25 protein-coding genes are annotated in these 26,676 nt (G+C 63.4%); 22 read left to right on the top strand and 3 right to left on the bottom strand.

What is annotated here, in order from left to right; translation table 11 throughout:
• Position 1 precedes the first annotated feature (1 nt).
• From K6301_RS21795 to K6301_RS21780, 4 genes are read left to right on the top strand one after another with little or no spacing between them, the layout of a single operon-like run.
• Positions 2-244: an acetyl-CoA carboxylase gene (locus K6301_RS21795; protein WP_134652346.1), complete on the top strand. Its 243-nt coding sequence runs from the start codon at positions 2-4 to the stop codon at positions 242-244.
• Positions 241-1,626: an acetyl-CoA carboxylase biotin carboxylase subunit gene (locus tag K6301_RS21790; RefSeq protein ID WP_247220947.1), complete on the top strand. Its 1,386-nt coding sequence runs from the start codon at positions 241-243 to the stop codon at positions 1,624-1,626. The genes K6301_RS21795 and K6301_RS21790 overlap by 4 nt, the downstream gene beginning before the upstream one ends.
• Positions 1,626-2,501 (top strand): 5-oxoprolinase subunit B family protein, encoded by an 876-nt coding sequence (locus K6301_RS21785; RefSeq protein WP_247220946.1) that lies wholly within the window; start codon positions 1,626-1,628, stop codon positions 2,499-2,501. The genes K6301_RS21790 and K6301_RS21785 overlap by 1 nt, the downstream gene beginning before the upstream one ends.
• Entirely contained in the window at positions 2,491-3,462 is a 972-nt protein-coding gene (locus K6301_RS21780) for a 5-oxoprolinase subunit C family protein (protein ID WP_247220945.1), read from the top strand. The genes K6301_RS21785 and K6301_RS21780 overlap by 11 nt, the downstream gene beginning before the upstream one ends.
• Positions 3,463-3,522: 60 nt before the next feature.
• Here the strand turns inward: K6301_RS21780 and K6301_RS21775 are convergent, their stop codons facing one another.
• Together K6301_RS21775 and K6301_RS21770 are read right to left on the bottom strand one after the other, a co-directional pair.
• Entirely contained in the window at positions 3,523-4,530 is a 1,008-nt protein-coding gene (locus tag K6301_RS21775) for a GntR family transcriptional regulator (protein WP_247220944.1), read from the bottom strand.
• Between the two features lie 11 nt (positions 4,531-4,541).
• Positions 4,542-4,946, bottom strand: coding sequence for a hypothetical protein (locus K6301_RS21770; RefSeq protein ID WP_247220943.1), 405 nt, complete (start codon positions 4,944-4,946; stop codon positions 4,542-4,544).
• A 110-nt stretch (positions 4,947-5,056) separates the two neighbouring features.
• On the opposite strand from K6301_RS21770, the gene K6301_RS21765 reads away from it, so the two are divergent.
• The 15 genes from K6301_RS21765 (at position 5,057) to K6301_RS21695 (ending at position 20,771) form a co-directional block, all read left to right on the top strand.
• Positions 5,057-6,130: an ABC transporter ATP-binding protein gene (locus K6301_RS21765; RefSeq protein WP_247220942.1), complete on the top strand. Its 1,074-nt coding sequence runs from the start codon at positions 5,057-5,059 to the stop codon at positions 6,128-6,130.
• A 45-nt stretch (positions 6,131-6,175) separates the two neighbouring features.
• Positions 6,176-7,081 carry an ABC transporter permease gene (locus tag K6301_RS21760; RefSeq protein WP_160871088.1) on the top strand — a complete coding sequence of 302 codons (906 nt, stop codon included), beginning with the start codon at positions 6,176-6,178 and terminating at the stop codon, positions 7,079-7,081.
• A gap of 2 nt (positions 7,082-7,083) precedes the next feature.
• Positions 7,084-7,929, top strand: a complete 846-nt coding sequence (locus tag K6301_RS21755; protein WP_247220941.1) for an ABC transporter permease — start codon at positions 7,084-7,086, stop codon at positions 7,927-7,929.
• Complete coding sequence (locus tag K6301_RS21750; protein ID WP_247220940.1) at positions 7,929-8,663, top strand: SDR family NAD(P)-dependent oxidoreductase; 735 nt, start codon at positions 7,929-7,931, stop codon at positions 8,661-8,663. Before K6301_RS21755 ends, K6301_RS21750 begins: the two co-directional genes overlap by 1 nt.
• Before the next feature lie 14 nt (positions 8,664-8,677).
• A complete protein-coding gene (locus K6301_RS21745) occupies positions 8,678-9,445 on the top strand; it encodes an SDR family NAD(P)-dependent oxidoreductase (RefSeq protein ID WP_134652669.1) in 768 nt (255 codons plus the stop codon).
• Positions 9,446-9,517: 72 nt separating this feature from the next.
• Positions 9,518-10,750, top strand: a complete 1,233-nt coding sequence (locus K6301_RS21740; RefSeq protein ID WP_160871092.1) for an ABC transporter substrate-binding protein — start codon at positions 9,518-9,520, stop codon at positions 10,748-10,750.
• Positions 10,751-10,818: 68 nt separating this feature from the next.
• Positions 10,819-11,913, top strand: coding sequence for an ABC transporter ATP-binding protein (locus tag K6301_RS21735; RefSeq protein WP_247220939.1), 1,095 nt, complete (start codon positions 10,819-10,821; stop codon positions 11,911-11,913).
• A gap of 37 nt (positions 11,914-11,950) precedes the next feature.
• The gene (locus K6301_RS21730; protein ID WP_134652662.1) at positions 11,951-12,832 is read left to right on the top strand and encodes a polysaccharide deacetylase family protein; all 882 of its coding nucleotides are present in this window, start codon (positions 11,951-11,953) and stop codon (positions 12,830-12,832) included.
• A gap of 56 nt (positions 12,833-12,888) precedes the next feature.
• On the top strand, positions 12,889-13,221 hold the full coding sequence (locus K6301_RS21725) for a hypothetical protein (protein ID WP_247220938.1): 333 nt from the start codon (positions 12,889-12,891) through the stop codon (positions 13,219-13,221).
• Positions 13,214-14,281, top strand: coding sequence for a CobW family GTP-binding protein (locus K6301_RS21720; protein ID WP_247220937.1), 1,068 nt, complete (start codon positions 13,214-13,216; stop codon positions 14,279-14,281). The genes K6301_RS21725 and K6301_RS21720 overlap by 8 nt, the downstream gene beginning before the upstream one ends.
• 8 nt (positions 14,282-14,289) lie before the next feature.
• A complete protein-coding gene (locus K6301_RS21715) occupies positions 14,290-15,522 on the top strand; it encodes an ABC transporter substrate-binding protein (RefSeq protein ID WP_247220936.1) in 1,233 nt (410 codons plus the stop codon).
• 2 nt (positions 15,523-15,524) lie between these two features.
• On the top strand, positions 15,525-16,880 hold the full coding sequence (locus K6301_RS21710) for an amidase (protein ID WP_247220935.1): 1,356 nt from the start codon (positions 15,525-15,527) through the stop codon (positions 16,878-16,880).
• 257 nt (positions 16,881-17,137) lie between these two features.
• A complete protein-coding gene (locus K6301_RS21705) occupies positions 17,138-19,306 on the top strand; it encodes an ATP-binding protein (protein ID WP_247220934.1) in 2,169 nt (722 codons plus the stop codon).
• 3 nt (positions 19,307-19,309) lie between these two features.
• The gene (locus K6301_RS21700; protein WP_247220933.1) at positions 19,310-19,768 is read left to right on the top strand and encodes a response regulator; all 459 of its coding nucleotides are present in this window, start codon (positions 19,310-19,312) and stop codon (positions 19,766-19,768) included.
• A 10-nt stretch (positions 19,769-19,778) separates the two neighbouring features.
• Positions 19,779-20,771 (top strand): sensor histidine kinase, encoded by a 993-nt coding sequence (locus K6301_RS21695; RefSeq protein ID WP_247220932.1) that lies wholly within the window; start codon positions 19,779-19,781, stop codon positions 20,769-20,771.
• A gap of 50 nt (positions 20,772-20,821) precedes the next feature.
• Here K6301_RS21695 and K6301_RS21690 read toward each other — a convergent pair whose 3' ends face one another.
• The gene (locus K6301_RS21690; RefSeq protein ID WP_134652646.1) at positions 20,822-21,193 is read right to left on the bottom strand and encodes a response regulator; all 372 of its coding nucleotides are present in this window, start codon (positions 21,191-21,193) and stop codon (positions 20,822-20,824) included.
• Positions 21,194-21,457: 264 nt separating this feature from the next.
• On the opposite strand from K6301_RS21690, the gene K6301_RS21685 reads away from it, so the two are divergent.
• The 3 genes from K6301_RS21685 to K6301_RS21675 are packed head-to-tail and all read left to right on the top strand — an operon-like array spanning position 21,458 to position 26,676.
• On the top strand, positions 21,458-23,503 hold the full coding sequence (locus K6301_RS21685; protein ID WP_247222480.1) for a hybrid sensor histidine kinase/response regulator: 2,046 nt from the start codon (positions 21,458-21,460) through the stop codon (positions 23,501-23,503).
• 58 nt (positions 23,504-23,561) lie between these two features.
• A complete protein-coding gene (locus K6301_RS21680) occupies positions 23,562-24,149 on the top strand; it encodes a biliverdin-producing heme oxygenase (protein ID WP_247220931.1) in 588 nt (195 codons plus the stop codon).
• Positions 24,136-26,676: an HWE histidine kinase domain-containing protein gene (locus tag K6301_RS21675; RefSeq protein WP_247222479.1), complete on the top strand. Its 2,541-nt coding sequence runs from the start codon at positions 24,136-24,138 to the stop codon at positions 26,674-26,676. Before K6301_RS21680 ends, K6301_RS21675 begins: the two co-directional genes overlap by 14 nt.

Genomic DNA, 26,676 nt, shown 5'->3' with positions numbered 1-26,676 from the left:
CATGAGCAAGATCGAGATCAGATCGCCCCTGCCGGGCACCTTCTACCGCGCGTCTTCGCCGGATGTGCCGCCGTTCAAGGCGGATGGCGACAGCGTGGCGGCGAGCGACGCGATCGGCCTGATCGAAGTCATGAAGACCTTCCAGGAGGTACCTGCCGGCGTCGATGGCAAGAACATCACCTTCCTCGTCGAGAACGAGGAGCCGGTCATGGCAGGTCAGGTCATTGCCGAGGTGGAGGCATGACCATCCGCTCGATCCTCGTTGCCAACCGCGGCGAGATCGCGGTGCGCATCATCAAAGCGGCGAAGGCGCTCGGCATCCGCACGGTACAGGTCCACAGCGCCGCCGACGCCGACATGCTCGCGGTGAAGCTCGCCGACGAAGCGATCGACATCGGATCGCCGGCGCCGAAGAAATCCTATCTGAACATCGAGGCCGTGGTGAATGCGGCCAAGGCCGCAGGCGTGGATGCCGTGCATCCAGGTTACGGTTTCCTGTCCGAAAATGCCGACTTTGCCGACGCCGTGGAAAAAGCAGGCCTCATCTTTATCGGCCCGAAGGGCGATGCCATTCGCCTTCTGGGCGACAAGGTCGCCGCCCGCACCGTTGCCGCCAAGGCCGGCGTTCCGACGGTGCCGGGCAGCGCCGGGCGCCTTGCCACGATCGAGGAAGCACGGGCCGTGGCGGCGAAAACCGGCTTCCCGATCATGATCAAGGCGGCCGCCGGCGGCGGCGGTCGCGGTATCCGCATCGCCGCCGATCTGGCGGATCTTGAGCGGCTTTTCCCCCAGGCCTCCGCCGAGGCGCTCGCCGCCTTCGGCGATGGCGGGCTTTATCTTGAAAAGGTCATCACCAAGGCCCGCCATGTGGAGGTGCAGATCCTCGGTGACGGCAAGAACTTCGTTCATTGCTTCGAACGGGAATGCTCGTTGCAGCGCCGCCGCCAGAAGGTCTGGGAAGAGGCGCCATCGTTCCTTCTTCCGGCCGAGGTGCGGGCCAAGCTTTGCGAAAGTGCGGTCGCGCTGGCGCGCGAGGTCGCCTATCGCGGTGCCGGAACCGTCGAATATCTCTATGACGAAACGACGCGCGAATTTTACTTCATCGAGGTCAACACGCGCATCCAGGTCGAGCATCCGGTGACGGAAATGATCACCGGCATCGATCTTGTTTCGGAGATGATCCGCGTCGCCGGCGGCGCACCCTTGTCGATCCGCCAGGCGGATGTCGAGGCATTCGGCCATGCCATCGAATGCAGGATCAACGCGGAAGACCCGGCCAAGGGTTTCATGCCGGCGCCGGGCACGATTTCGCGCCTCGTCGTGCCCGAGGGCGAGGGGATCCGTTTCGATACGATGCTCTACGAGGGCTACATGATCCCGCCGTTCTACGACTCGCTCGTCGGCAAGCTCATCGTCTGGGCCGAAACGCGCGAAGCCTGCCTGGAGCGTCTGAGGCAGGCGCTGAGCGGCCTCGTCATCGAGGGCATTCCCACCACCATTTCCCTGCACCTGGCGCTTGCCAGCGATGCGAGCGTGGCGCGTGGTGCGTTCGATACGCGCTTCCTCGAACGATGGCTTGAAACGGAATTCGCCGCAAAGACCGGCGCGACGGCGGAGGTTGCCTGATGACGACCAGATATTCATTCGGAGGCGACGAGCACCTGTTCGTCGAATGCAGCGAGGAAATGTCGCTTGAAGCCTTCTTCAAGAGCCTTTCCATGGCAAAAGGCGTGCGCGACAGCGGCATCAAGGGCGTGACGGAAATCTGCCCGGCCAACGCCTCGTTCCAGATCAAGTTCGATCCTGACATCATCCATCCGGACGATGTCCTGAAGGAGGTCAAGGCCATCGAGGGCGCAGCCGCCAAGGCCGAGCCCGTGCTGAAGACCCGCGTCGTCGAAATCCCCGTCTTCTACAACGACCCGTGGACACACGAGACGCTGATGCGTTTTCGCGAGCGGCACCAGGACCCGACGGGAACCGACCTGGACTATGCGGCCCGCATCAATGGCTACGGCTCCGTCGACGATTTCGTCGGCGCCCATTCCGGCTCGCCGTGGTTCGTCTCCATGGTGGGCTTCGTCGCCGGACTTCCCTTCATGTATCAGATGGTCGAGCGCCAGCGGCAGATACAGGTGCCGAAATACCTCAGGCCGCGCACGGATACGCCACGGCTCACTGTCGGCCATGGCGGCTGCTTCGGCTGCATCTATTCGGTGCGCGGTGCAGGGGGCTACCAGATGTTCGGCATCACGCCCATGCCGATCTTCGATCCGACGCAGACGACCAGCTATCTGCGCGATTTCATGGTGTTCTTCCGCCCCGGCGACATCGTGAAGTTCAAGCCGATCGACCGCGACGCCTACGACCAGGCGGTGGAGGATGTCGACAAGGGTCGGTTTGCCCCGCCGATCCGCGAGGTTACGTTCGACCTGCGCGACTACCAGAAGGATATCGACGGTACAAACGCCAAGCTGGAGGGCTTGCTCCATGGCCATTAAGGTTCTTCACCACGGTCTTGCGACCACCGTTCAGGATCTCGGTCGTCCCGGCTACTTCCACCTCGGCATCCCCGTCGGCGGGGCAATGGACCGCTATGCCATGCGCGCAGCCAACCTGCTCGTCGGCAATGACGAGGGCGCGGCGGGGCTTGAAGCCGTGTTCATCGGCCCGAAGCTTGAATTCACCGAGGACGCGCTTGTCGCCGTCACCGGCGCAGACATGCCGGCCAAGGTCGATGGCGTGTCTCAGCCTGGATGGACCGCCTTCAAGGTCAAGGCCGGGCAGACGCTGACCTTCGATTTCCTGAAATCCGGTGCACGCATCTGCATCGCCGTCTCGGGCGGCATCGATGTGCCTGAGGCGCTTGGAAGCCGTTCGACCTATCCGATCGGCGCGCTCGGCGGCTTCAAGGGTCGTCCGCTGGCTGCCGGCGACGAACTGCCGGTCGGCACGGGTCGTCTTGCGAGCGAGGGAAAGAGTGTTCCCGAAGCCATGCAACGAAAGCCCGGCATGCCGGCGGAGCTGCGCGTTCTGCCCGGCCTCTACTGGCATCGCGTGACGGAGCAGTCGCAGGAGAACTTCTTCGCCGACGAATGGAAGGTCGCAAACGAGGCGGACCGCATGGGTTATCGTTTCAAGGGCGGCCGGAAGCTCGATTTCGTCGAGCGCGAACAGCCCTTCGGCGCCGGTTCGGACCCGTCCAATATCGTCGACAGCTGCTACCCCTATGGCTCGATTCAGGTCCCGGGCGGCACGGAGCCGATCATCCTGCATCGGGATGCCGTATCCGGCGGCGGCTACTTCATGGTCGGCACGGTCATTTCCGCGGACATGGATCTGATCGGCCAGCTCCAGCCGCACACGCCGACGCGCTTCGTCAAGGTGACGATGGAAGAGGCATTGGCGGCACGCGGCGAGCGCCGGGAAGCGCTCGCCCGGCTGCGCGAAGCGCTGGCATAGGAGAGGGTGATGCGCGCGGCCTCTGTACTCCCGACACGACAGGGTTCGCCGCAAGGCGGGTCAGTCGAGAACGGGCGTCAGGTAGGCCGCCGTTACGCTGGGCCCGGGAATGATCGCGACGATCTTCATCTGCGCGATGGTGCGGTTGAGCGAGGCTTCCAGATGGGTCGCCATCATGGAGACCGCCGATTCCGTCGCGCCGCGCAGCAGAAGCTCGGCCACCAGCCGCAGCTCGGTGATGATCGCAGGATCGCCGGGCAGCCCGAGACGGCGCAGCAGCCGGTCGGTCGCCGTCACCGGCAGCAGATTGTTGCGCACGAGATCCCTCAGCCGCTCGTTGGGCGCGGCCAGAACGCAGCACTCGATGAACTCGGTCTGGATCGCCTCGCTATCGCCGAGGCCGCCGGCCGCGCTATCCTCCGCGGCCCGCAGGCGCTTCAGCAGCGCCTCCAGCCGCGCGCGGTTCACCGCGGGTGCGCCGAGGCGTATGGCCGGCGGTTCCAGCATCGTGCGCAGTACGAAATGATCCTTCACCGTCTGCGCGGTGAGCGGGCCGGCGATCCAGTGCGAACTCTGGTTCTTGCGCACGAGCCCGCGCTCGCGCAAGCGCGTGAGCACGTCGCGGACGACGGTGCGGCTGACATTGAAATGGTTGGCGAGCTCCATCTCGACGATGCGATAGCGGCCGAAGACCACGCAGCCCGCGACATCCGCCTCCACCGTATTGTAGATGCGCTCCCAGGACGAGCGGCTTTGCAATGCCTCGTCCGCATGGCGGGGCACGACGAGGCCAAGCGCCTTGATATCGGTGCGGATCGGCTCGATATCGCCGCCCGGCGGGCCCACCAGGAAGCCGCGGCCGGCGAAGCGGTGGACCAGCCCGTCGGCCTCCAGCGTCTGAAGCGCACGCTGAACCGGCGCGCGCGACGTCTGGAGGATGTCGGCGATGGGGCCTTCGAGCAGAACGATGCCGGGCGGCAGCGTTCCGGCCGATATGTTGCTGCGCAGCACCTCCTCGACGATTTCATACCGCTTCTGGCTGCCTGGGGCGGCCTGCTCTTCCTTCATGGGTCCCGTCATCACTGGGTGTTTATAGCGGGCGCACTGTGCCGCATTCTCCGCCGGAAGAAAAGGATGGCATAAATGATTATTGAATACAAAGTTTGAAATCGGAGAATCCGTTGCGGCGGCGTATCGCGGGCGAGGCAGATGCCGCATGACTGCCGGATTCTCCCTCCCATTTTGTGAATATTGTGCGCAACAGGCGTATCTCCGTCGCTGCGCGCAGCCGCAAAGGCTACGCAAACGCCGTCGTCCTGGCTTTCCGAGCGGGATTTTTCGGGTTCAATGCGGTCAATCGGAAAAAATAAAAAGTCTATTGAATACAAAAACCATTCATGGCATGGTTTGAAATCAAGGCGCCCGCAAGAGGCTCCGTAAGCGGAACGAAGTGAAATGTTCAGGAATATCGCTGCGCCGCGCATCTGACGATGCGTGAACCATGGCTTTTTTGCTCGTTCGGATGCATCGCGCGTCCGGCGGCGTGCGGAGCTTTGCGCAAGGACATTCCCGGCTCAAAACTGGTGGGAACAGAGTGTCATCCGTCCTCCAACTGAAGAATGTGCACAAGGCCTTTTCGGGCGTTCCAGCACTGGCCGGTATCGACGCATCGCTTGCGAACGATACCTATGTCTCGCTGCTTGGCCCCAGCGGCTCCGGCAAGACGACGCTGCTGCGCGTGATCGCCGGCTTCGAACAGCCGGACAGCGGTGAAATCCTGTTCTCCGGCCGCCGCGTCGATGGTGTGCCGCCGCATGAACGCGGCATCGGCTTCGTCTTCCAGAATTTCGCGCTCTTCCCCCATCTGAGCGTCGCCGAAAACATCGCCTTCGGCCTGACCAACCGCGCCGTTAATCCGGTGACGGATGCAAAAGTCGTCGCCGGCCGGGTACGCGACATCATCGGCCTTGTCGGGCTGTCGGGTCTGGAAGACCGCGCCACCACGCAGATTTCCGGCGGCCAGAAGCAGCGCGTGGCGCTTGCCCGCACGCTCGTGACCGAACCGAGCATGGTTCTGCTCGACGAGCCGCTCGGTGCGCTCGACGCCAACCTGCGCATGCGCATGCGCGGCGAGCTTCGCACCATTCGCGAGCGCTGCGGCGTGACCTTCCTGCATGTCACGGGCTCGGAGACCGAGGCGCTTGCGATGGGTGACACGGTGCTGGTACTCGATGCGGGGCGCATCGCGCAATCCACGGATGCCGGCACGCTCTACACCCGTCCGGCCTCGGCCGACGTGGCGCGCTTCCTCAATTGCTACAACATCTTTCCCGGTGCGGTGTCCGGCGATGCTTTCGCCAGCCCCGTCGGCGCGCTCGCGCTGGGCGGCATCCGCCAGACGTCGGGTAAGCCGGCCTACGCCATCCGGTACGATCGCGTCGCGATCCGCCCCACGGACGCGGCGACCGCAGATAACGAGGTGCGCATTGAGGCGAGCTTCGTCGCCAGCGAATATTCGGGCGCTGCGATCAACTCCTTCTTCACGCTCGATGACGGTCGCCTCTTCGAGGTGGAGCAGCACCTGAGCCATGCCGCGCCTGCGGCCTATGAGGAGAAGGGCCGCTACGCCCTCGTGTGGAAGCGGGAGGATGCTCTTGTGTTCGTTTGAGACCGCCATCGCCGGTCCTGCCCCCATCCACCCGGAGAATGAGAGATGACGATGGCCGCCACAAGCCATGACACGCCCGTCGAAACGGCGGAGCGTCCGACCCGCAAACAACCCGATCGCACCTTCTGGCTGCTGGCGCCTGGTGCGCTGTGGATGTTGCTCTTCCTGGTCGCGCCCATCCTGATGATGGTCTATGTTTCCTTCTGGACCCAGACCACGTTCAAGATCGAGCCGACGCTGACGCTGAAGAGCTGGGTCACCTTCTTCACGTCGGATACCTATCTCGGCGCGTTGTGGACCACGGTGCGCATCTGGCTCATCGTGCTCGTTTCCACGTTGCTCGTCGGCTATCCGGCGGCACTCTTCGTCGGGCTGTTCGTCAAGAACAAGACGCTGTCGACCGCACTGCTCGTGCTCTGCGTCATTCCGTTCTGGACCTCCTTCCTCATCCGCGTGCTGGCCTGGCGGCCTATGCTCGGCAAGGAAGGCGCGATCAACATGATCCTCATGAAGATCGGCGTGATCACCCAGCCGATCGAGGTGCTGCTGTTCTCCGAACTCTCCGTCATCATCGGCATGACGCAGATCTACTGCGTCTTCATGGTCGGTCCCATCGCCTTCATGCTGGGCCGCATCGATCCCTCGGTCATCGAGGCCGCGCAGGATCTCGGCGCCGGCTTCTGGCGCATCTTCCGCACCATCATCCTGCCGCTCTCCATGCCGGGCGTGGTGGTGGGCGCGATCTTCGTCTCCGTCATGGTGCTCGGCGAGTTCGCGACATCCGCCGCGCTGTCCGGCCGCAAGGTGAACCTGCTCGGCAACATCATCGTCACCCAGGTCGGGTCGCTGAAATGGGCCTTCGCCGCCGTCGCCGGCGTGGTGCTGACGATCCTGATGGGCGCCGTCGTCGCCGCCCTGCTGCGCGTCGTCGATCTCAGGAAGGAGCTCTGACCATGAACGCTTCCGGCATCAAGTTCGGCCTCGGCGTCTATACCGCGCTGTTCATCGTGTTCCTGTACGGCCCGCTCGCGGTGCTTGCCATCCTGTCGTTCCAGACGGGACCGGAGGGCGGCCCGCAGTTCCCGATCATCGAATGGTCGACCTACTGGTACAAGCACCTCTTCGGCCTGGCCCCGCCCTCGCGCATCGCCCCGCTGCCTATCGATCAGGCGCTGTTCCGTTCGCTGGCGCTCGCCGTCATGACCATGATCGTCTCCACCGTGCTCGGCGTCACCGCCGCCCAGGCGTTCCGCAGGAAGTTCCGCGGCTCGGGTGTGATCTTCTATCTCATCGTGCTCGGCATGATGGTTCCGGGCGTGCTCGTCGGCCTCGGCATGGCGCTGGTCGCCAACACGCTTGGCATCGACCGCCACTGGTGGGGCACGGCCTTCGTGCTGCATGTGGTCTACACGTTCCCCTTCGCCTTCCTCGTCATGCTGGCGATCTTCAACCGCTTTGATCCGAGTGTGGAAGAGGCTGCTTGGTCGCTCGGCGTTCCGCCGGCCCGGACCTTCCGCAAGATCACCTTCCCGCTGATCTTTCCCGGCGTGCTGTCGGCCATGCTGTTTGCCTTCACGCTGTCTTATGACGAGTTCTCGCGCACCCTGTTCGCCTCGGGCCGCGACCTGACGCTGCCGCTTGCCATCTACGGCACCTTCTCCGTCGAAGTGCATCCGAACGTCTTTGCCTTCGGTGTGCTGACCACGCTGTTCTCCTTCGCGCTGCTTGGCACCTACGCCGTGCTGATGGGCATGTCCGTCAGACGCGCCAAGCGCATGGCCATCCAGGAGGAGGCGTGATGAGTGGCGTCGCTCTCGTCACCGGCGCGGGTTCCGGCATCGGCCGCGCCATCGCCCTGAAGCTCGCCGCCGACGGTTATGCCGTGACGGTCAACGACCTCTCGCTTGAACGTGCCGAGGCCGTGGCAGACGAAATCCGCGGCGCAGGCGGCAAGGCGGTGGGCGTGGCCGGCGATGTGTCGAGCGAAGCGGATGCGGCCGCTATCCACCGCGCCGCGATCGCCGCGCATGGCGACGTCACGCTTCTGGTCAACAATGCCGGCATCGCGCATCAGGCGCTGTTCGAAAACCTCGACGTGGCCGACTTCGATCGCATGTTCGCGGTCCATGTGCGCGGCACGTTTCTGATGACCAAGGCCGTGCTGCCCGCGATGCTGGCGGCCGGTGCAGGCGTCATCATCAACGTCGCCTCGCAGCTCGGCCAGATCGGCGGCGTCGAGCTGGTGCACTATTCGGGTGCGAAGGCTGCGATCATCGGCATGACCAAGGCGCTTGCCCGCGAGGTTTCGGCTCGTGGAGTACGCGTGAATGCCGTTGCGCCGGGGCCGATCAACACGCCGCTCGTCATGCAGCTTTCAGAGGAGTGGCGTGACGCCAAGCGCGCCGGCCTGCCGCTTGGCCGCTTCGGCGAGCCGCAAGAGGTGGCCGAGACCGTCGCCTTCCTCGCATCCCCCGCCGCTAGCCTTTTTGTCGGACAGACGCTCGGACCGAATTCCGGCGACGTGATGCTTTGATACCGGAGAAAACCATGCCTGCAGAAAACAAACGCATCGTCATCGTCACCGGGGCCGGTATCGGCATTGGCGCAGCAACCGCGAAAGCCTTCGGCGCGCTCGGCGATCACGTCGTCGTCACCGATATCCTCGAAACGGAAGGTCGTGAGACCGCCGAGGCGATCGTCGCGGCCGGCGGCTCGGCAGAATTCCATCGCTATGACGTTCGTTCCACCGCCGCGACGGATGCGCTGGTTTCCGATATCGAGGCGCGGCATGGCCGCATCGACGTGATCGTTGCCAATGCTGGCATTGCGCACCGCACGCCGCTTGCCGACCTCACCGACGAAAAATGGGACCTGACCTTCGATATCGACCTGAAGGGCATCTTCCGGCTCGTGCGCGCGGCCGCGCCCGGCATGCGCAGCAGACGCTCCGGCGCGGTCATCGCGCTCTCGTCCATCATGGGTGTCGCCTACGGTTGGGACGAGCACGTGCATTATTCCGCCGCGAAATCGGGCGTCGTTGGCCTCGTGCGCGGCCTGGCGGTTGAAATGGCGCGCGACGGCGTTCGCGTGAACGGCATCGCGCCGGGCTACATCCGCACCGCCCAGCTCCTCTCCGAAGAGAATTCGCTCGGGCCGGCGGGTGCTGAAAAGGCGGCCGAATTCATTCCGATGGGGCGGCTCGGCACGGGCGAGGACATCGCCGATGTCGCTGCATTCCTCGCCTCCGACAATGCGAGATACATGACCGGGCAGGTGCTGGTCGTGGATGGTGGCCTGCTGGTGGGCCGGTACTAGCCGTCCCCAAAGGACGGAGAACAGGGGCCGCAAAACGGCTCCAGGGAACGACAAACAAACTGGAGAAGAGATATGTTCAAGTCGGAAATAAATCGCCGCTCGCTCCTTAAGCGCTCGGCCGGAGTGATGGCGCTTGCGATGGGGGGCGGCACGCCGTTCCTGTCCTCGCGCATGGCATTTGCGCAGGCCGCCGATCTCGCCGGCCAGCAGCTGCGCACCATCGGTCTTTCCGTCACGGTGCAGGAGCGCATTCTCGAGCAGTTCAAGAAGGAATCGGGCGTCGGCGGCACCTCGGGCACGGCAGCGACCTTCCCCGACGCGCAGACCAAGATCCTTTCGGGCTCGAAGGATTATGACTGCTGGGAGATCATCGCCGAGCGCCTGCCATCCATCGTCATGACCGACAATGTCGAGACGATTCCGGCCGCTTCGCTGAAGAACTGGGCCAATATCCGCGATACCTTTACCACGGCTAGCGACAAGTGGGACCGTTCCGCGCAGATCGTCGGCCAGATCTGGGCCGATGAGGCGCAGACCGTGCTCAACATGGTGCCAGCCGTCTATAACTACGACTCGATCGGCTACAATCCGGATGTGGTTTCCGAGGAAGAGGCCAATACCTGGGCCTGCATCTTCGATCCGAAGTGGAAGGGCAAGTCGGGCCTGAATACCGACCCGCTGATTGCTTTCGGCCAGGCCATCATGGCCATGAACTCGCTCGGCCTGTCCGACGTGAAGAACCCGGGCAACCCGACCGCCGCCGAAATCGACGAGGCCGCGGCCTTTCTCATTTCCAAGAAGAAGGAAGGCCAGTTCCGCGCGCTCTGGGGCGATTTCGGCGAGCTCGTCAACCTCATGGCGTCAGGCGAAATGGTCGTCTCCGACGCATGGCAGCCAGCCGTCATGGCCGTCAAGGCACAGGGCAAGCCGGCCAAGTATGCCGTTCCGAAGGAAGGCTATCGCGGCTGGGCCATCGGTCCATCGATGATCGCTGGCACCACCAACCGCGACGCCGTCATCGCCTATGCCGATTACTGGCTGTCGGGCGAGCCGGGCATCACGGTTTCCGAGCAGGGCTACTACTCGCCGTCCACCAACATCAAGGATGTCATGGCGCCGGAGAAATACGCCTTCTGGTATGAGGGCAAGCCCTGGGTCGGCGCGGAAGAGCGCGGCATCAAGGAAGGCGACCTGCGCGACGGCGGCTCCCTGGAGGAGCGCGCAAAGAACGTCGCCTACTGGCACCAGTGGCCGGAAGAATACGACCACCTCATCCAGAAGTGGGACGAATTCCTCAACGCTTGATCCCAAGACGTGTGGACCGGGGCGCGCGTGGCTCCGGTCCACGGACCGACAATTCGCGAGATGCCCCTATGATTTTCGACCTGGAACTCAAATCCGTCGGCAAGGTCTATGATAACGGAACGCCCGCCGTCATCGACTTCAACCTGTCCGTCACCAAGGGCGAGTTCATCGCCTTCCTTGGGCCGTCGGGCTGCGGCAAGACGACGACCTTGCGCATGATCGCCGGCTTCGAAGGCATATCCTCCGGCGACATGCTGATCCGCGGCGAGCGCATGAACGACGTTCCCCCGCAGCGCCGCCCGACGTCGATGATCTTCCAGAACTATGCGCTCTTTCCCCATATGACCGTGCGCCAGAATGTCGGTTATGGGCTCGATGTGAAGGGCATCGCCAAGACCGAGCGTGATGCGAAGGTCGACCGCATCCTCGCGACGCTGGGCCTTGAGGACATTGCGAGCCGCAAGCCCGACAAGCTGTCCGGCGGCCAGCGGCAACGCATCGCGCTGGCACGCGGCCTCGTCGTGGAGCCGGATATTCTGTTGCTGGACGAACCGCTCGGGGCGCTGGACGCGAACCTGCGCAAGGCCATCCAGAACGAGTTGAAGCTTTTGCAGAAGAGCCTTGGCGTCACGTTCATCTTCGTCACCCACGCCCAGTCGGAGGCGCTGGCGCTGTCCGACCGCATCGTGGTGATGAACCAGGGTCGGGTCGAGCAGGTGAGCCCGCCCCACCAGCTTTATACCCGGCCGAACACGCCCTTCGTCGCGCAGTTCATCGGCCGCAACACCGTCCTTTCGGGCGAAGTTGCCGGCAACGAGGGGGAGGACGTCGTGGTCACGACCGGCATCGGCACGCTGTCCGGCCGGGCCAACGGGACCGTTGCCCACAAGGGCCGCGTCAACCTCGTCGTGCCGGCGGAAGCGATCGAGGTGCATGTGGCGGGCGAGGGGACGGCCCCGGGCGCCAAAAATCGCGTCGACGCCCGGATCGAACGGTCGGAGGTCGTCGGCCATATCGCGCATCTGACGGCACGGCTGGGTGATGGCCGATCCGTCTCGCTGGAAGCCCATGTCGACAAGTACCGCCCGGGCACCTTCCCGGCCGGCACGCCCGTCCTTTTGAGCTGGAACCCCGCCGAAGCGACGGTCATTCCAGCCCACTGACAACTCGAAAACACGTAGGGAACCAAGGAGATACCCCATGGCAAAAGAGATTTTTTGTAGTTTCGGCATCGACGTCGATGCCGTGGCCGGATGGCTCGGCTCCTATGGCGGCGAGGATTCGCCCGACGATATCTCGCGCGGCCTGTTTGCCGGCGAGGTTGGCAGCCCACGGCTTCTGAAGCTCTTTGAACGCTTCGGCATCAAGACGACCTGGTTCATCCCCGGTCACTCCATCGAGACTTTCCCTGAGCAGATGCAGGCTGTCGCCGATGCCGGCCACGAGATCGGCATCCACGGCTACACCCATGAAAACCCGATCGCGATGACCCGCGAGCAGGAAACGGAAGTGCTCGACAAGTGCATCGAGCTCGTCACCAAGCTGTCCGGCAAGCGTCCGACCGGCTATGTCGCGCCGTGGTGGGAGTTCTCCAACGTCACCAACGAGCTGCTGCTCGAGCGCGGTATCAAGTACGACCATTCGCTGATGCACAACGACTTCACGCCCTATTATGTGCGTGTCGGCGACAGCTGGACGAAGATCGACTATTCCAGGAAGCCGTCCGACTGGATGGTGCCCTTGAAGCGGGGTCATGAGACCGACCTCATCGAAATCCCGGCCTCCTGGTATCTCGATGACCTGCCGCCGATGATGTTCATCAAGAAGTCGCCGAACAGCCACGGCTTCGTGAATCCGCACGATATCGAACAGATGTGGCGTGACCAGTTCGACTGGGTCTATCGCGAGATGGACTATGCCGTCTTCCCTATCACCATCCACCCTGACGTCGCCGGGCGCCCGCAGGTATTGATGATGCTGGAACGTCTTTATGCCCATATGATCAAGCATCCGGGCGTGAAGTTCGTCACGATGAACGAGATCGCGGACGATTTCGCCAAGCGCTTCCCGCGCCAGAAGTAAATATCGAGGGAGCGGGTTTGCCCGCTCCCTTGCCCGGTTCGGAAAGGAACGGCGTCATGTGTTCGCTGTGCGGCGTCATCGGCGGAAACGAACATTGGACGGATGCAGTCGCCCGGCCCGGCGTCTTCACGCGCAATGTCGAGCGGCTCGACCGCCGGCGCGAACGTGCCCGGCGCGTTTCGGCGGCAAACAGCGTGCTGTCGGCCTTCGGCATGAGCCTCTCGGACTGGCAAGGGTCTGCATTTGTGCTGGCGACCCGCACCGGCAAAAGCGAGATGATCGAGGACCTCGGCCATCTCTGGCCGGCGGCGGAGCGGCTTTCCGGGCGGTTGTGCGATCCGCTCGACCCGCAGCTGATTTTGCGCATGGAAGAGGCGAACCATGGCTGAGATGCCCGCCTTCACGCCCGTCCACCTGCTGACCGGTTTTCTCGGTTCCGGCAAGACGACGCTGCTCAAGCGGCTGCTTGCCGATCCCGCGCTTGCCGATACCGCCGTTCTGATCAACGAATTCGGCGAGATCGGCCTTGATCATCATCTTGTCGAGCGTATCGACGACACGATGGTTCTGCTGCAGTCGGGCTGCGTGTGCTGCACGGTGCGCGGCGAGCTTGCCGATGCGCTGCGCGAGCTCCATTCCAAGCGCGAGCGCGGCCTCGTGCCGCCTTTCACGCGTGTGATCATCGAAAGCACCGGCCTGGCGGACCCTTTTCCGGTGCTTTCCACGCTGAAATCCGATCCCGTCCTGCGTCACCATTTCCGGGCCGGCACCGTCGTCACGACAGTGGATGCCGTCAACGGCTTGTCGCAGCTCGATACCTATGTGGAATCCACCCGGCAGGCGGCTATCGCCGACCGGCTCGTCATCACCAAGGCCGATCTGTGCGAGGACAAGGCCGACCTGAGCCGCCTCCTGTCGCGCCTGACGGAGTTCAATCCGGATGCCCAGCGTATCATGGCCGGCACCGACGATCCGGATGCCGATGCGCTTTTCGGTGACCATGCGGCCCAGCGCGCGACAAAGCTCCAGTCGCCGAGCGGCTTTTACTGCGATACGCCGACGTTGCGGGTGACGGCCGAGGGCGTGGCGCTGCATACGGCCATCTCCTCCTTCGTCGTCACCGTCGACAGGCCGATCGACTGGACCGGTTTCGGGATCTGGCTCACCATGCTGCTCAACCGGCATGGCGAACGTGTGCTGCGGGTGAAGGGCATCCTCGACCTCGTGGGCGAGGACCGCCCCGTCGCCGTGCACGGCGTGCAGCATCTCGTGCACCCGCCGGTGCACCTCGATGCGTGGCCTTCCGGGCAGCGTGTCTCGCGCCTCGTCTTTATTGTTGACGGTCTCGATGCGAACCTGTTGAAACGGTCCTTCAACGCCTTCGCGCTTGCCGGGAACAGCGATGCCCGTCCACAGCCAGAGGCCGCAGCGCAGATCCGGAACGCCTAGAGCCCTTCATGAACAAGCATTCCCCGAAAGCGGTTCCAGCAGCTCCGGCCGTCCACACCGCCGGTCGCCCGAAGCTGCGCGTGCTGGGAACCGCAATCTCTCTCCTGGAGGAATTGCGGCTCAAGGCCGAGGCCGATCTTGGCATGGACATCTGCTTCGACAACAACGATTTTATCGTGACACAGCACAAAGCCGCGCAGGAGCCGGACAGCTACGATATCTACGATCAGTGTTTCCACAATCTCGATATCGTCTGGTACTGGCGGGCCATCCAGCCCATCGAGACGGCGCGCATAACGCTGTGGGACGAAATAAACGATCTGACGAAGACCGGCCAGATCGGTCCCAGCGCCCGCATGGGGCTGGGCGATGTTCCGGCGCGCAAGCTCTATGTGCAGCCGAGCCTCGCGCTCGGTGATGCGCCGACAGCACGCATCTCGATGCTGCCGACGACCCACAATTTCGACAGTTTCGCCTATCGGAGCGATGCCGTGGAGCACCGGCCGGGCATGGCGAGTTGGGCCGCCCTTCTGGACGAGCGTTGGAGCGGCCGTGCCGCCTTGGTCGACGAGCCGGCCATCGGCATCTTCGATGCGGCACTTGCGGCCCAGGCCGCCGGCCTGATGACCTTCGGCGACATCGGCAACATGACCGTCGCGGAGATCGATCAACTGGTGGATATCCTGGAGGCGCGTCGCAAGGCGGGCTTCTTCCGCAGCTTCTGGCGTACGGCCGAGGACGCCGCCCGGTTGATGATCGACGGCGACACCGATATCCAGAGCATGTGGTCGACGGGCATCGGCATTCTCAACAGCCAGGGCCTGCCCGTCGAGCAGGCGGCGCCCGCGGAAGGGTACCGCGCCTGGCACGGCGGTCTTTGCCTGTCGCGCAACCTGTCCGGCCGCATGCTCGATGTCGCCTATGAATATCTCAACTGGTGGATTTCCGGCTGGCCGGGTGCTGTGGTCGCGCGGCAAGGCTATTACATCTCGACGCCGGAGCGGTCGCGCGGCTATATGACGCCAGCGGAATGGGACTACTGGTACGAGGGGCTTCCGGCGCGCGAAGACCTGCCCGGGCCGGATGGAACCGTCCGCATCAGGCGCGGCGCGGTGCGCAGCGGCGGTTCCTACTGGCAGCGTGCCAACAGCATTGCCGTGTGGAACACCACCATGGATGAACACAACTACCTCGTCCGACGCTGGATGCAGCTGGTCGGTCGCGCAGACAAGGATATCTGAGCATGACCCCTCGCTCGATCGCGCAGCTTTCGGTGCTTCTCCAGTCGGGTGCGCTCGACCCGGTCGATCTCGTGGAGGAAACGCTCGCCGCCATTGCCGGCCACCCGGACCAGACCATCTTCACGACGGTGCTGGCGCAGCGCGCGCGAATGGAGGCAGCGGCCTCCCGCAAGCGGCTGGCGGAAGGCCGTTCGCGCGGCGTTCTCGAAGGCATGCCGCTCGCCTGGAAGGATCTTTTCGACATCGAGGGCCTGCCGACCACCGCCGGCTCCCGCGTGCTGAAGGACAGCGCGCCCGCCAGACAGGACGCGGCCGTGGTTCGCGCGCTTGCCGATGCCGGCATGGTGAGCGTCGGACGGGTCAACATGAGCGAGTTTGCCTTCTCCGGCCTCGGTATCAATCCGACGTTCGGCACGCCGCGCAATCCGGCTTCGCCGCAGGGGGAGCACCGTATTCCGGGCGGCTCGTCGTCCGGCTCCGGCGTTGCGGTCGCCGCCGGGCTTGTGCCCGTCTCCATCGGCACGGATACGGGCGGATCGGTGCGCATTCCCGCCGCCTTCAACGGCGTAGTCGGCTACAAGGCGACGCGCGGGCGCTACGCGATGGATGGGGTCTTTCCGCTGGCAAAGAGCCTGGATTCGTTAGGGCCGCTCTGCCATACCGTGCAGGATGCGGTCTGGATCGATGCGGCGATGCGCGGCGCGCCGGCCGCCGGTGTCTTGAAGCGCGTGGCGGTTTCCGACCTCTCCTTCGTCGTCCCGCAGACCGTGATGTTCGACGGCGCGGAACCAGAGGTCGTCGCGGCTTTCGAGGCGGCCGTCGAACGGCTGGCGAAGGCGGGTGCCCGCGTCCGCCGCGAAGCCTTTCCGGAATTCGCCGCCATCTTCGACCTGATGGCCAGGCACGGTGCGCTGGTGACCGCCGAGGCCTACGTGCTTCACCGCGAGCGCATCACGGGCGCATCGGCGGCTGACATGGACCCGCGCGTCGTCAAGCGCACGCTCATGGGTGAGAAGATTTCCCTCGCCGACTATATCTCGACGCTTGAAGCGCGGGACAGCTTGACCGCATCTTTTACGGCCCGCCTCGGCCCTGGCGATTTCCTCATCAGCCCGACGCTTCCTCATGTCGCGCCGGCGGTTCAGCCCCTGCTCGACGATGAAGACCTGTTCTTCGCGACGAATGCCAAGACGTTGCGCAACACGCTGATCGGCAATTTCCTCGACGTCTGCGGCGTTTCCCTACCGTGCGGCACGGGCGCGGCCGGCATGCCGGTGGGCCTCCTCGTCTCGGGCCCGAAGGATAGCGACGATGCCCTCCTTGCCGTTGCGGGTGCGGTGGAAAGCCTGCTTGGCTGACAATTGGGCCGCCGGTTTCGGGTAAAAGCCTTTCCGATTCAGCGGGTTCGCGCCATCTGGGGGAAAAATCCGCGGCCGGGCCTTCCCCTTACGTGAGGGATGTGCCCTTCTGGCCTTTCCAAACACGCTTCGGGCCTTACATTGAGCAATGAACGGCTTTGCGGCTGTCAGGGCTTGGATGCCGACCCGTGACGTCGGGCCGGTGGTGATGTGAGGCGCATCTGGGTGTTGTTTGCGTTTTGCCTACGGAGGATTTGATGCACGCAAACGATGTTGACCTCGATAGCTGCGCGCGCGAACCCATCCACGTTCCCGGATCGGTCCAGCCGCACGGCGCGCTGCTCGTGCTCGATCCCGCCGATCTCCGCATTCTGCAGGTTTCCGCGAATGTCGCCGACATCGCCGGTACGGATGCGGCCGGCATTGCCGCGGTGCTTTCGTCCGAGCTTGCCGCTTGGAAAGCGTCGGGATCTCTCCCGGCGCGCCTCGTTGCGCCCGGCTATCCGCTCGATATCGCCGTGCATCTTCATGATGGCCGCGTCATCGTGGAGCTGGAGCGGGCCGCATCGGAAGCGATGGACGATCCGTTCGCGCGGCTGACCGCATTCGCGCAGCAGATGGCCGGCAACATCGACCTGGGCGATGCGCTTTCGGCCGCAGCCCGGCTGATCGTCCAGCTCTCGAACTTCGACCGTGCGCTCGTCTACCGGTTCGATGCGGACTGGAACGGCCACGTCGTTGCGGAAGCCGGCAACGGCACGCTGCCGTCCTATCTGGATCTGCGCTTCCCGGCGGGCGACATCCCCGCCCAGGCGCGCGACCTCTATCGTCTCAATCCCTTGCGCCTGATCCCGGACGCCGACTATACGCTGGTGCCCTTGCTCGCCCTGGACGAGGAGCAGGGCCGCGCGCCGGTCGACATGACGTTCACGCAGATTCGCAGCGTGTCGCCCGTCCACCTCGAATACATGCGCAACATGGGCACGCTGTCGTCCATGTCCATATCGATCCTGATCGACGGCCGGTTATGGGGCCTGCTCGCCTGCCATAGCCGCCAGCCGCATATCGTTCCCGTCCGGGTGCGTGACGCCTGCAATTTCATCGCTCAAAGCCTTGCGATGCAGATTGGTGCTGCCTCGCGTGCGCAAACGGCGGCCATCGGCGTCGAGCTTGGGCGGCTGCATACGAAGCTCCTGGCATCCATGGCCGATGCAGAGCGCTGGGACGACGGGCTGGCGAATGCGCCCGACACTCTGCTGGCCATCACACGCGCGTCCGGTGCGGCGATCCTCTCGCAGAACGGTTTCTCGCGGGTGGGAGATGCGCCGGACGAGGAGGCGGTGCGCCGGCTGACGCAATGGCTGTCCGAAAACGGCATCGCATCCGATGTCTATGCGACGGACTGCCTGGCTGCCGCCGGTTTCTACGATAGGACCGTGACGGAGACCGCCTGCGGCATTCTGGCGTGCCGCATCTCCGAAAGCGATGACAATTGGCTCGTCTGGTTTCGGCCGGAGGTCATCCGAACCGTCACCTGGGGTGGGGATCCGCACAAGGTGGTGCGCGAAAGCGGCCGGATCCATCCGCGCAAGTCTTTCGAGGCATGGCGGGAAAGCGTACGCGACAGGAGTGCGCCCTGGCATGAGGCGGAGATCGGCGCGGCACATGATCTTCGTGCCTCCATTGTCGAGATCGTCCTGAAGAAGGCCGAGCAATTGGCGCGGCTTGCGGCCGACCTGCAGAAATCCAACAAGGAGCTGGAGGCGTTCTCCTATTCGATCTCCCATGATCTTCGCGCGCCGTTCCGGCACATCGTCGGTTTCTCACAGCTCCTGACCGAGCGCGAGAAAAATCTCGACGAGCGTTCGCGCCATTATCTCAAGATGATATCGGACTCGGCGCTGGCTGCCGGCGAACTGGTCGATGACCTCCTGACGTTCTCTCATCTCGGACGGGCGACGCTGGCGACCGGCAAGGTCGATATGAACAAACTCGTCGAGGAAGTGCGGCTGGGCCTGGCCGAAGACATCAAGGACCGCGCTATCGAATGGCGGGTCGGGGATCTGCCGATGACACGGGGCGACGGCGCATTGTTGCGTCAGGTGTGGCACAACATGATCGAAAACGCCGTGAAGTACACCCGACCGCGCGCGCCCGCGCGCATCGACATATCGGGCGAGACCGTTGATGGCGGCCTTTTGTACCGGGTGCAGGACAATGGCGTCGGCTTCGACATGGCCTACAAGGCAAAGCTCTTCGGTGTATTCCAGCGCCTCCAGCGCAGCGAGGATTTCGAGGGAACCGGTATCGGTCTTGCACTTGTCAAACGCATCGTGGAAAGGCATGGCGGCAGCGTTGATGCCACGGGTACGGTCGATGGCGGCGCCTGCTTCACTTTTTTCCTACCCGTTCTACCTGAGGAGTAACGCGTGTCCGATCTGAGACCCATCTTGCTGGTGGAAGACAATCCCCGAGACCTCGAATTGACTTTGACGGCGCTGGAGAAGTGCCAGATCGCCAATGATATCGTCGTTGCGCGTGACGGCGCCGAGGCATTGGATTTCCTGAATCAGGACGGGGCATTCGCAACGCGCGAACCGGGCGATCCTGCCGTGGTGCTGCTGGACCTCAAGCTTCCCAAGGTGGATGGATTGGAGGTGCTCGCTAAGGTGAAGGGCGATCGGAACCTGCGCCATATTCCCATCGTTATGCTGACGTCCTCCCGCGAGGAGCAGGACCTCGTCAACAGTTACGAACTCGGCGTAAATGCCTTCGTCGTGAAGCCGGTCGAGTTCAGCCAGTTTTTCAAGGCGATCCAGGACCTCGGCGTATTCTGGGCGCTGCTCAACGAGCCCCCGCCGAAGGCCCGGCAGCGTGGCGGGAGCTGATATGGATTGCATGCCTAGAATTCTTCTTCTGGAAGACAGTGCCGTCGATGCCGAACTGATCGAAGCCCAGCTCGAAAGCCTGGAGGGGACGGTGACCCTGACCCGGGTCGCGACGCGGGCGGCGTATGAGGCCGCGCTCGCGCGCGAGAGCTTCGACATCATCCTTTCTGATTTTTCCCTACCGGATTTCGACGGCATGGCGGCGCTCGATTTCGCGCTGTCGGCCGCGCCCGAGGCGCCGTTCATCTTCGTGTCCGGGGTGCTTGGCGAAGAGGCGGCGATTGCGGCCTTCCGCAAGGGCGCGACCGATTATGTCCTCAAACAGCGCCTGGTGCGCCTGCCGGCGGCCGTCACGCGGGCGCTGAACGAGGCGCGCGAACGGGACACGCGCAAGCGGATCGAACAACAGAAGGATTTGCTGGTCCGTGAACTCAGCCACCGCGTCAAGAACAACCTCGCCGTCGTCCTGTCGCTGATCCGCCGTACCGGTCGAAACTGCGCCACCGTCGCCGAATTCGAGGCGAAGCTTGTTGCCCGTGTCCGCGCCATGGCAGATGCCCACGAACTTCTTTTCGAAGGCAACTGGGATGAGACCGAGCTTCTCAATGTCTTCCGCAGGGCGGTGCGCCCCTACGACGCCGATCTGTCACGCTTTGATTTCGGCCGTCACGATCTCGTTCGGCTCGATCCGAAGGCCGCGCTTTCGATCGGCATGGTGGTTAGCGAACTCGTCACAAACGCAGCGAAATACGGTGCCCTGACGAATGATCAGGGGCGTGTGGCGATCGAGTGGTTCGTCCAGGAGGACACGAATTCAGGCACGGTGCTGCACTTCACATGGTCCGAACGCGGCGGGCCGAGTGTCGCGACGCCTGACGGCGAGGGCTTCGGCACGCAGCTGATCAAGACCAATATCGAATATGAACTCGAGGGTCAGGCAAGGCTCGACTACAATGATCAAGGCTTTGCGGCGGAGATCAGCATTCCGCTTCCCGTGGTCTAGAGCATTTCCAGCCGAAGCGAAGTCGCTTCGGCGTGGGATAATGCGGTGCTCTAGGATGCCTTGTCGATCTGCTCCAACAGGCGGCGATGCAGAAGGCTCAGGTCGCAGGGCTTTGGCAGGAGCACGACATTGCTGAGATCCGCCTGCGTTTCCGGGAGTTCGGCATAGCCCGAGCAGACGACGAGCGGAGTGCCCGCCTTGTCCAGTTGTTCGATGACGGGATAGGAGTAGACCCCGCGCAGATTGAGATCCAGAACGGCAGCGTCAATGCCTTCGGAGACCGCTCGCAAAGCCTGCTCGACGCTGGACACGGGACCGACGACCCTCGCACCGAGGTCGGTGAAGAAGTCCTCCAGATCGAGAGCCAGGAGAGGGTCGTCCTCCAGAATGAGGACGCGCTTGTTTTCAAATCCGTTGTTCACTTGATATTCCGATATTTCCTGTTAGCGAGCGCCCGCTGTAAGTAGAGCCTTGGCGGCTTTGTTCAATATCGGCAGCAAAGTTGTTTCGGTGGGAGCTGAGCACCGTTGGCAATTGGCGGCCGGCTCCTATGTTATGCAAGCGTTGCACCGAAGGCGGATTTTTGAATGGATTTGAAAGCGTTGTCCCGAGACGAACTCGAACGCGAGGTCGTTCGTCTTCGCGCGATGGGGACGGAGGCGGAAGCCGATACGGCCGAGGGCGCCATGCTGCGGGCGCAGGCGCGATACCGCGCGCTGTTCGAGGCGATCGACGACGGTTTCTGCATTATCGGCTTCATCGACGGACCGGAAGGTCCCATGAGCGACTATGTGCATGTGGAGGCCAATTCCGGCTACGAGCGCCACACCGGTATCCCCGACATCGTCGGCAAGCGACTCCGTGAAATCGAGCCCGCCAATGCGGATATCTGGCTGGAGCTGTATGGGGGTGTCTTGCGCACCGGGCGGGCGGTCCGTTTCGAACAGGAATTCAAGGCGGCCGGCCGCTTCATCGAAGTGTCAGCAACCCGTATCGAGCCTGAAAGCCTCTGCCAGGTCGCGGTGCTGTTCCGTGACGTGACCGCGCGCAAGCTTGCCGAGGCGGCCCTGCGGGAGAGCGAGAGCCGTGCGCGCGACAACATTCAACGTGTCCAGCTCGCGATGGCTGCGGGTGCCATCATAGGCACATGGTTCTGGGACGTTCCTTCGGACCGCTTCACGGTCGATGAGGGTTTCGCCGACGCTTTCGGGTTTGATCCGCAGAAAGGCCGAAGCGGCCTCAGTCTTGAGGACGTCATCGAGACCGTCCATCCGGATGACCGGGAAGGGCTGATTACAGCCATCAATGCCGCGATCGCCAAGGGCGGCGCCTACGCTCACCAGTACCGTACGCGACGGGCGGATGGGAAATACTACTGGCTGGAGGCGAATGGCCGCGTCGAGCTCTCGCCCGACGGCACGGCGCTCAAGTTCCCCGGTGTTCTCATCGATATCGAAAACCGCCGCGCGGTGGAAGCCGAGCGCGACCGTGCGCTCGTCGCTTTGCGTGGCCTTAACGACACGCTGGAACAGCGCGTCGAGGAGCGCACCGCAGCGCTGATGCAGACGGAGGCCGCACTGCGGCAGGCGCAGAAGATGGAGGCCGTCGGCCAGCTCACGGGTGGCCTGGCGCACGATTTCAACAATATTCTTGCTGGCGTCAGCGGAAGCCTCGATCTGATGAAGACACGCCTGACGCAGGGGCGCATCGGCGAGATCGATCGCTACATCACCGGCGCGCAAGGGGCTGTGAAGCGTGCGGCTGCCCTGACCCAGCGTCTGCTCGCCTTTTCACGCCGGCAGACGCTCGATCCAAAACCCTCCGACATTAACCGCGTCGTGGCGGGCATGCAGGACCTGATCACCAGAAGCGTCGGTCCCGCAGTGGCAGTCGAAACCGTTGCCGCAGGTGGCCTGTGGACAGCCTTCGTCGATGTCGGGCAACTCGAGAACGCGCTTCTGAACCTGTGCATCAATGCGCGTGATGCCATGCCTGACGGTGGGCGGCTGACGATCGAGACGGGCAATCGCTGGCTCGACGAGCGGGCGGCATCCCAGAGGGGCGTATTGCCGGGACAATATGTTTCTCTCTGTGTCAGCGACACGGGGAGCGGTATGTCGGCGGATGTGGTTGCGCGGGCATTCGATCCCTTCTTCACCACAAAGCCGATCGGCCAGGGAACGGGCCTCGGATTGTCCATGGTCTACGGCTTTGCGGGTCAGTCCGGCGGCGCTGTGCGCATTTATTCCGAAGTCGGCAAAGGAACGATGATCTGCATCTATCTGCCGCGTCATGCCGGCGACCAGCAAGAGGAGGAGCCGCAGTTGGAAAACGATCCGATCCCTGTGTCAGATACGCTAGGCACGATCCTGGTGGTCGACGACGAGCCGCTCGTCAGGATGGTCGCTGTGGAAATTCTCGAGGACCTCGGCTACGTGGTGCTTGAGGCGGGCGATGGTCCATCGGCGCTCAAAATTCTCGAGGCCCGGCCGGACATCTGCCTCCTGGTGACGGATGTGGGCCTGCCGAACGGCATGAACGGCCGCCAGCTGGCCGATGTCGTGCGCGAAAAGCGGCCGGAACTCAATGTGCTCTTTGTCACGGGTTATGCGGAAAATGCCGTTTTGAACCACGGCCATCTGGAGCGCGGCATGCAGGTGGTGACGAAACCGTTTTCCTCGGAAACCCTCGCACGCCGTGTTAAGGACCTGATCGGCGGAGCGGCGGCATAGCCGTCCGTCAGTTATCCAGCTCCGATTCCAACAAAGCCATGCCGCGATGGAACGAGGCATGGCGCCTGAATTCGAACGACCGAGGCACATGGCTTACAGCGAACGACGCTTTGAACTGAGAGACCGGACACGCGACGGCCACGAGCGGCTGGACGCGGCCGTTGGCGCGTTTGACAGCGTGCAAAGCTATGGCCGCTATGTCGGCTTTCTCGGCATATTCCGAGCTACGATGGATGACCAGCTGGCTGGTGTCGCCTGGCCCGCTCAGTGGCGATGGCGGCCCACCATGGTCTCGGCAGCGTTGGCTCAGGACGCGCAAGATCTGGGGCTGGAGGTCGCCCGATCAATGAAGGTGGTGATCGACCTCAAAAAGCCCAGCGCCTTGCTCGGCGCCCTTTATGTGCTTGAGGGATCGACCCTCGGCGCCCGCGTTCTAAGGCGGCGTGCTGCGGATCTGGGCATGACCGACGGATTCGGCGCGAGACATCTGTCCCTTATGTCAAATGATATGGCGCAGTGGCAGTCATTCCTATTATTGTTGGACGAAGCAGGCGATTTCGAACTGGACCAGGCGGCCGCGACGGCCAACCAGGTCTTTGCCCTGGCCTTGCGTTGCTTTGAAAGTGGTCGTGTTGTCTATCAATGATGCTGTAAACCTGAGTACATGCGATCGCGAGCCGATCCACATCCCCGGCAGCATTCAGCCGCATGGGTGCCTGATTGCGTGCGATATAAGCCTGACGCGGATCGAGCGTGCGTCGGCCAATGCCGCCGATATTCTCGGATATCCCGGCAATCTTGTCGGTCGGGACGCTGCCGAAGTGCTCGGCGAGCAGTTGCTGCACGACCTTCGCAACGCCATGGCTGCAACAAACTCGGCATCGCGGCCGGCGCTCATGCTGGATGTAGCACTTGGCGAACGTGTCTTCGATGTCGCGATCCATCATTACAAGTCTGCGGCCATAATCGAATTCGAGCTTGCACCATCTGTTGGCCAGCCCTTGCACATCGCCCGTGAGATGATTGGCCGGATCAGCGATGTTACGGAGGTGGAACGACTCGTGCAACGCGCAGGGCGCGTCGTCGCCGGCGTCACAGGATATGACCGGGTCATGGTCTACCGCTTTGAACACGACGGTTCGGGCAAGGTGGTGAGCGAAACCAAACGTGCGGATCTGGAGAGCTTTCTCGGGCAGTATTTTCCCGCGAGCGACATTCCGCAGCAGGCTCGAACGCTCTACCTCAAGAACACGATCCGGGTCATTGCGGATGCCAGCGGCAGCCGCGTACCGATCGAGCCCGTCCTGGATGCCTCCGGTGAACCGCTCGATCTCAGCTTCGCGCATCTGCGCAGCGTATCGCCGATCCATTGCGAGTATCTGCGCAACATGGGCGTTGCCGCCTCGATGTCCATCTCGATCGTGCTCGACGGCTCCCTGTGGGGGCTGATCGCGTGCCACCACTACTCGCCGCGCGTTCTACCGATGGCGCAGCGTGTCGCGATGGAGGTGTTCGGCGAGTTCTTCTCCCTGCACCTCAAATCGCTCAAGGAGCGCCAGCGCGTAGCCGCCGTGGCGGGAACGCGCGAGGCGCTCGATCGCTTTCTGATCCTTTCCTCCCATCATGAAGATCTTGGCGCCCTGCTGCGGCAGAGCCTGCACGAGTTTTCCCGACTTCTGCCCAACGATGGCGCTGGCGTCATGTTCGACGGCCAGTGGACAGGTACGGGCTCCACGCCGCCGGATGATGCGCTGCCTGCTCTTCTCGATTTCGTGCAGCGCGTGGGAGAGGGTCGTATCTGGGCGACCCACAGCCTGTCTCAGAGAATGCCCGAAGCGAGCGCCTACGGCGACCGCGTGTCCGGCGTGCTCGCCATTCCGCTGTCGCAGACGGGATCGGACTGCCTTTTCTTCTTCCGCAAGGAACTCGTCCAGACGCTGAATTGGGCGGGCAATCCCGATAAGACGTACGAGACCGGCCCGCTCGGCGATCGTCTGACACCGCGCAAGAGCTTCGCGATCTGGAAGGAGACGGTGAAGGGACAGGCGCAGTCCTGGGCCGAATCCGAGCGCGAGATCGCCGAGATTGTGCGCGTCGCAATCGTTGAAATCGTTCTTCGGCAAAACGAGCTGATGGCCGGCGAACGGCGCAAGTCGGAAGTGCGCCAGCGCATGTTGAACGAGGAACTGAGCCACCGGGTGAAGAACATCCTGGCGGTCATCAAGTCTCTGGTGACGAGCCCCCAGCACCACAAGAATACGCTGGAGCAATATGTCGCGACGTTGCAAGGACGGATCGAGGCATTGGCCATCGCACATGACCAGGTCGTACGCGGCGATGGGGGCGGCATACTCTCCGAGCTTCTCGATGCCGAACTCAGGCCCTACCGGGCCAAGGAGGCGACGATCGTCCTCGAAGGCCCGGCGATCTGGCTGGACAGCCGCGCTTTTTCCGTCATGGCGCTGGTCTTTCACGAACTTGCTACCAATGCCGCGAAGTATGGTGCCCTTTCGGCGCCGACCGGCACTGTCGCTGTGACGTGGGAGATGACGGCGGCGGGAACCTGCGAAATCCACTGGCGAGAGCAAGGCGGACCGGTCGTCACCATTCCCTCGCGCAGCGGGTTCGGCAGTGCCCTTATCGATCGCAGCGTGCCCTATGACCTTGGCGGCGAAAGCGTGATCAGGTTCGAGCCGTCGGGCCTCGTTGCGGAATTCCGCATTCCCCCGCCGCATGTGAAACTGACAGCGTCCAAGGTGGAAACGACGATGCGGGCCGCCGAGCGCGCTCCGGAGGCCGCCGACACACTGGCCGCGGCCGATCCTTCGGTTCTGATCCTGGAAGACCAGATCCTCATCGCGCTGGATCTGGAGGCGATGCTTGCGGACGAGAGACTGACCAGAGTGATGACGACGAGTTCAATCCGGCAGGCAATGGCACAGATCGAGACCGAGGCACCGGACGTTGCCATCCTGGACATCAATCTGGGGCAGACCACATCCTTCCCCGTTGCCGAGGAGCTTCGGCGGAGATTCATCCCGTTCGTCTTCGCGACCGGCTACGGCGAAAACGCACAGCTCCCGGAAGAGCTTGCGGGTGTCCCGATCGTTCATAAACCCTACAGCCGAAACACCATCGTTTCGGCGCTGACGTCTCTCCTGCAAAAGCGATAG

Source organism: Shinella oryzae, from assembly GCF_023038235.1.
Lineage (GTDB): Bacteria > Pseudomonadota > Alphaproteobacteria > Rhizobiales > Rhizobiaceae > Shinella > Shinella sumterensis.
Note: the sequence above shows the minus strand (reverse complement) of the source record. Positions and strands in the feature narration are given on the sequence as shown.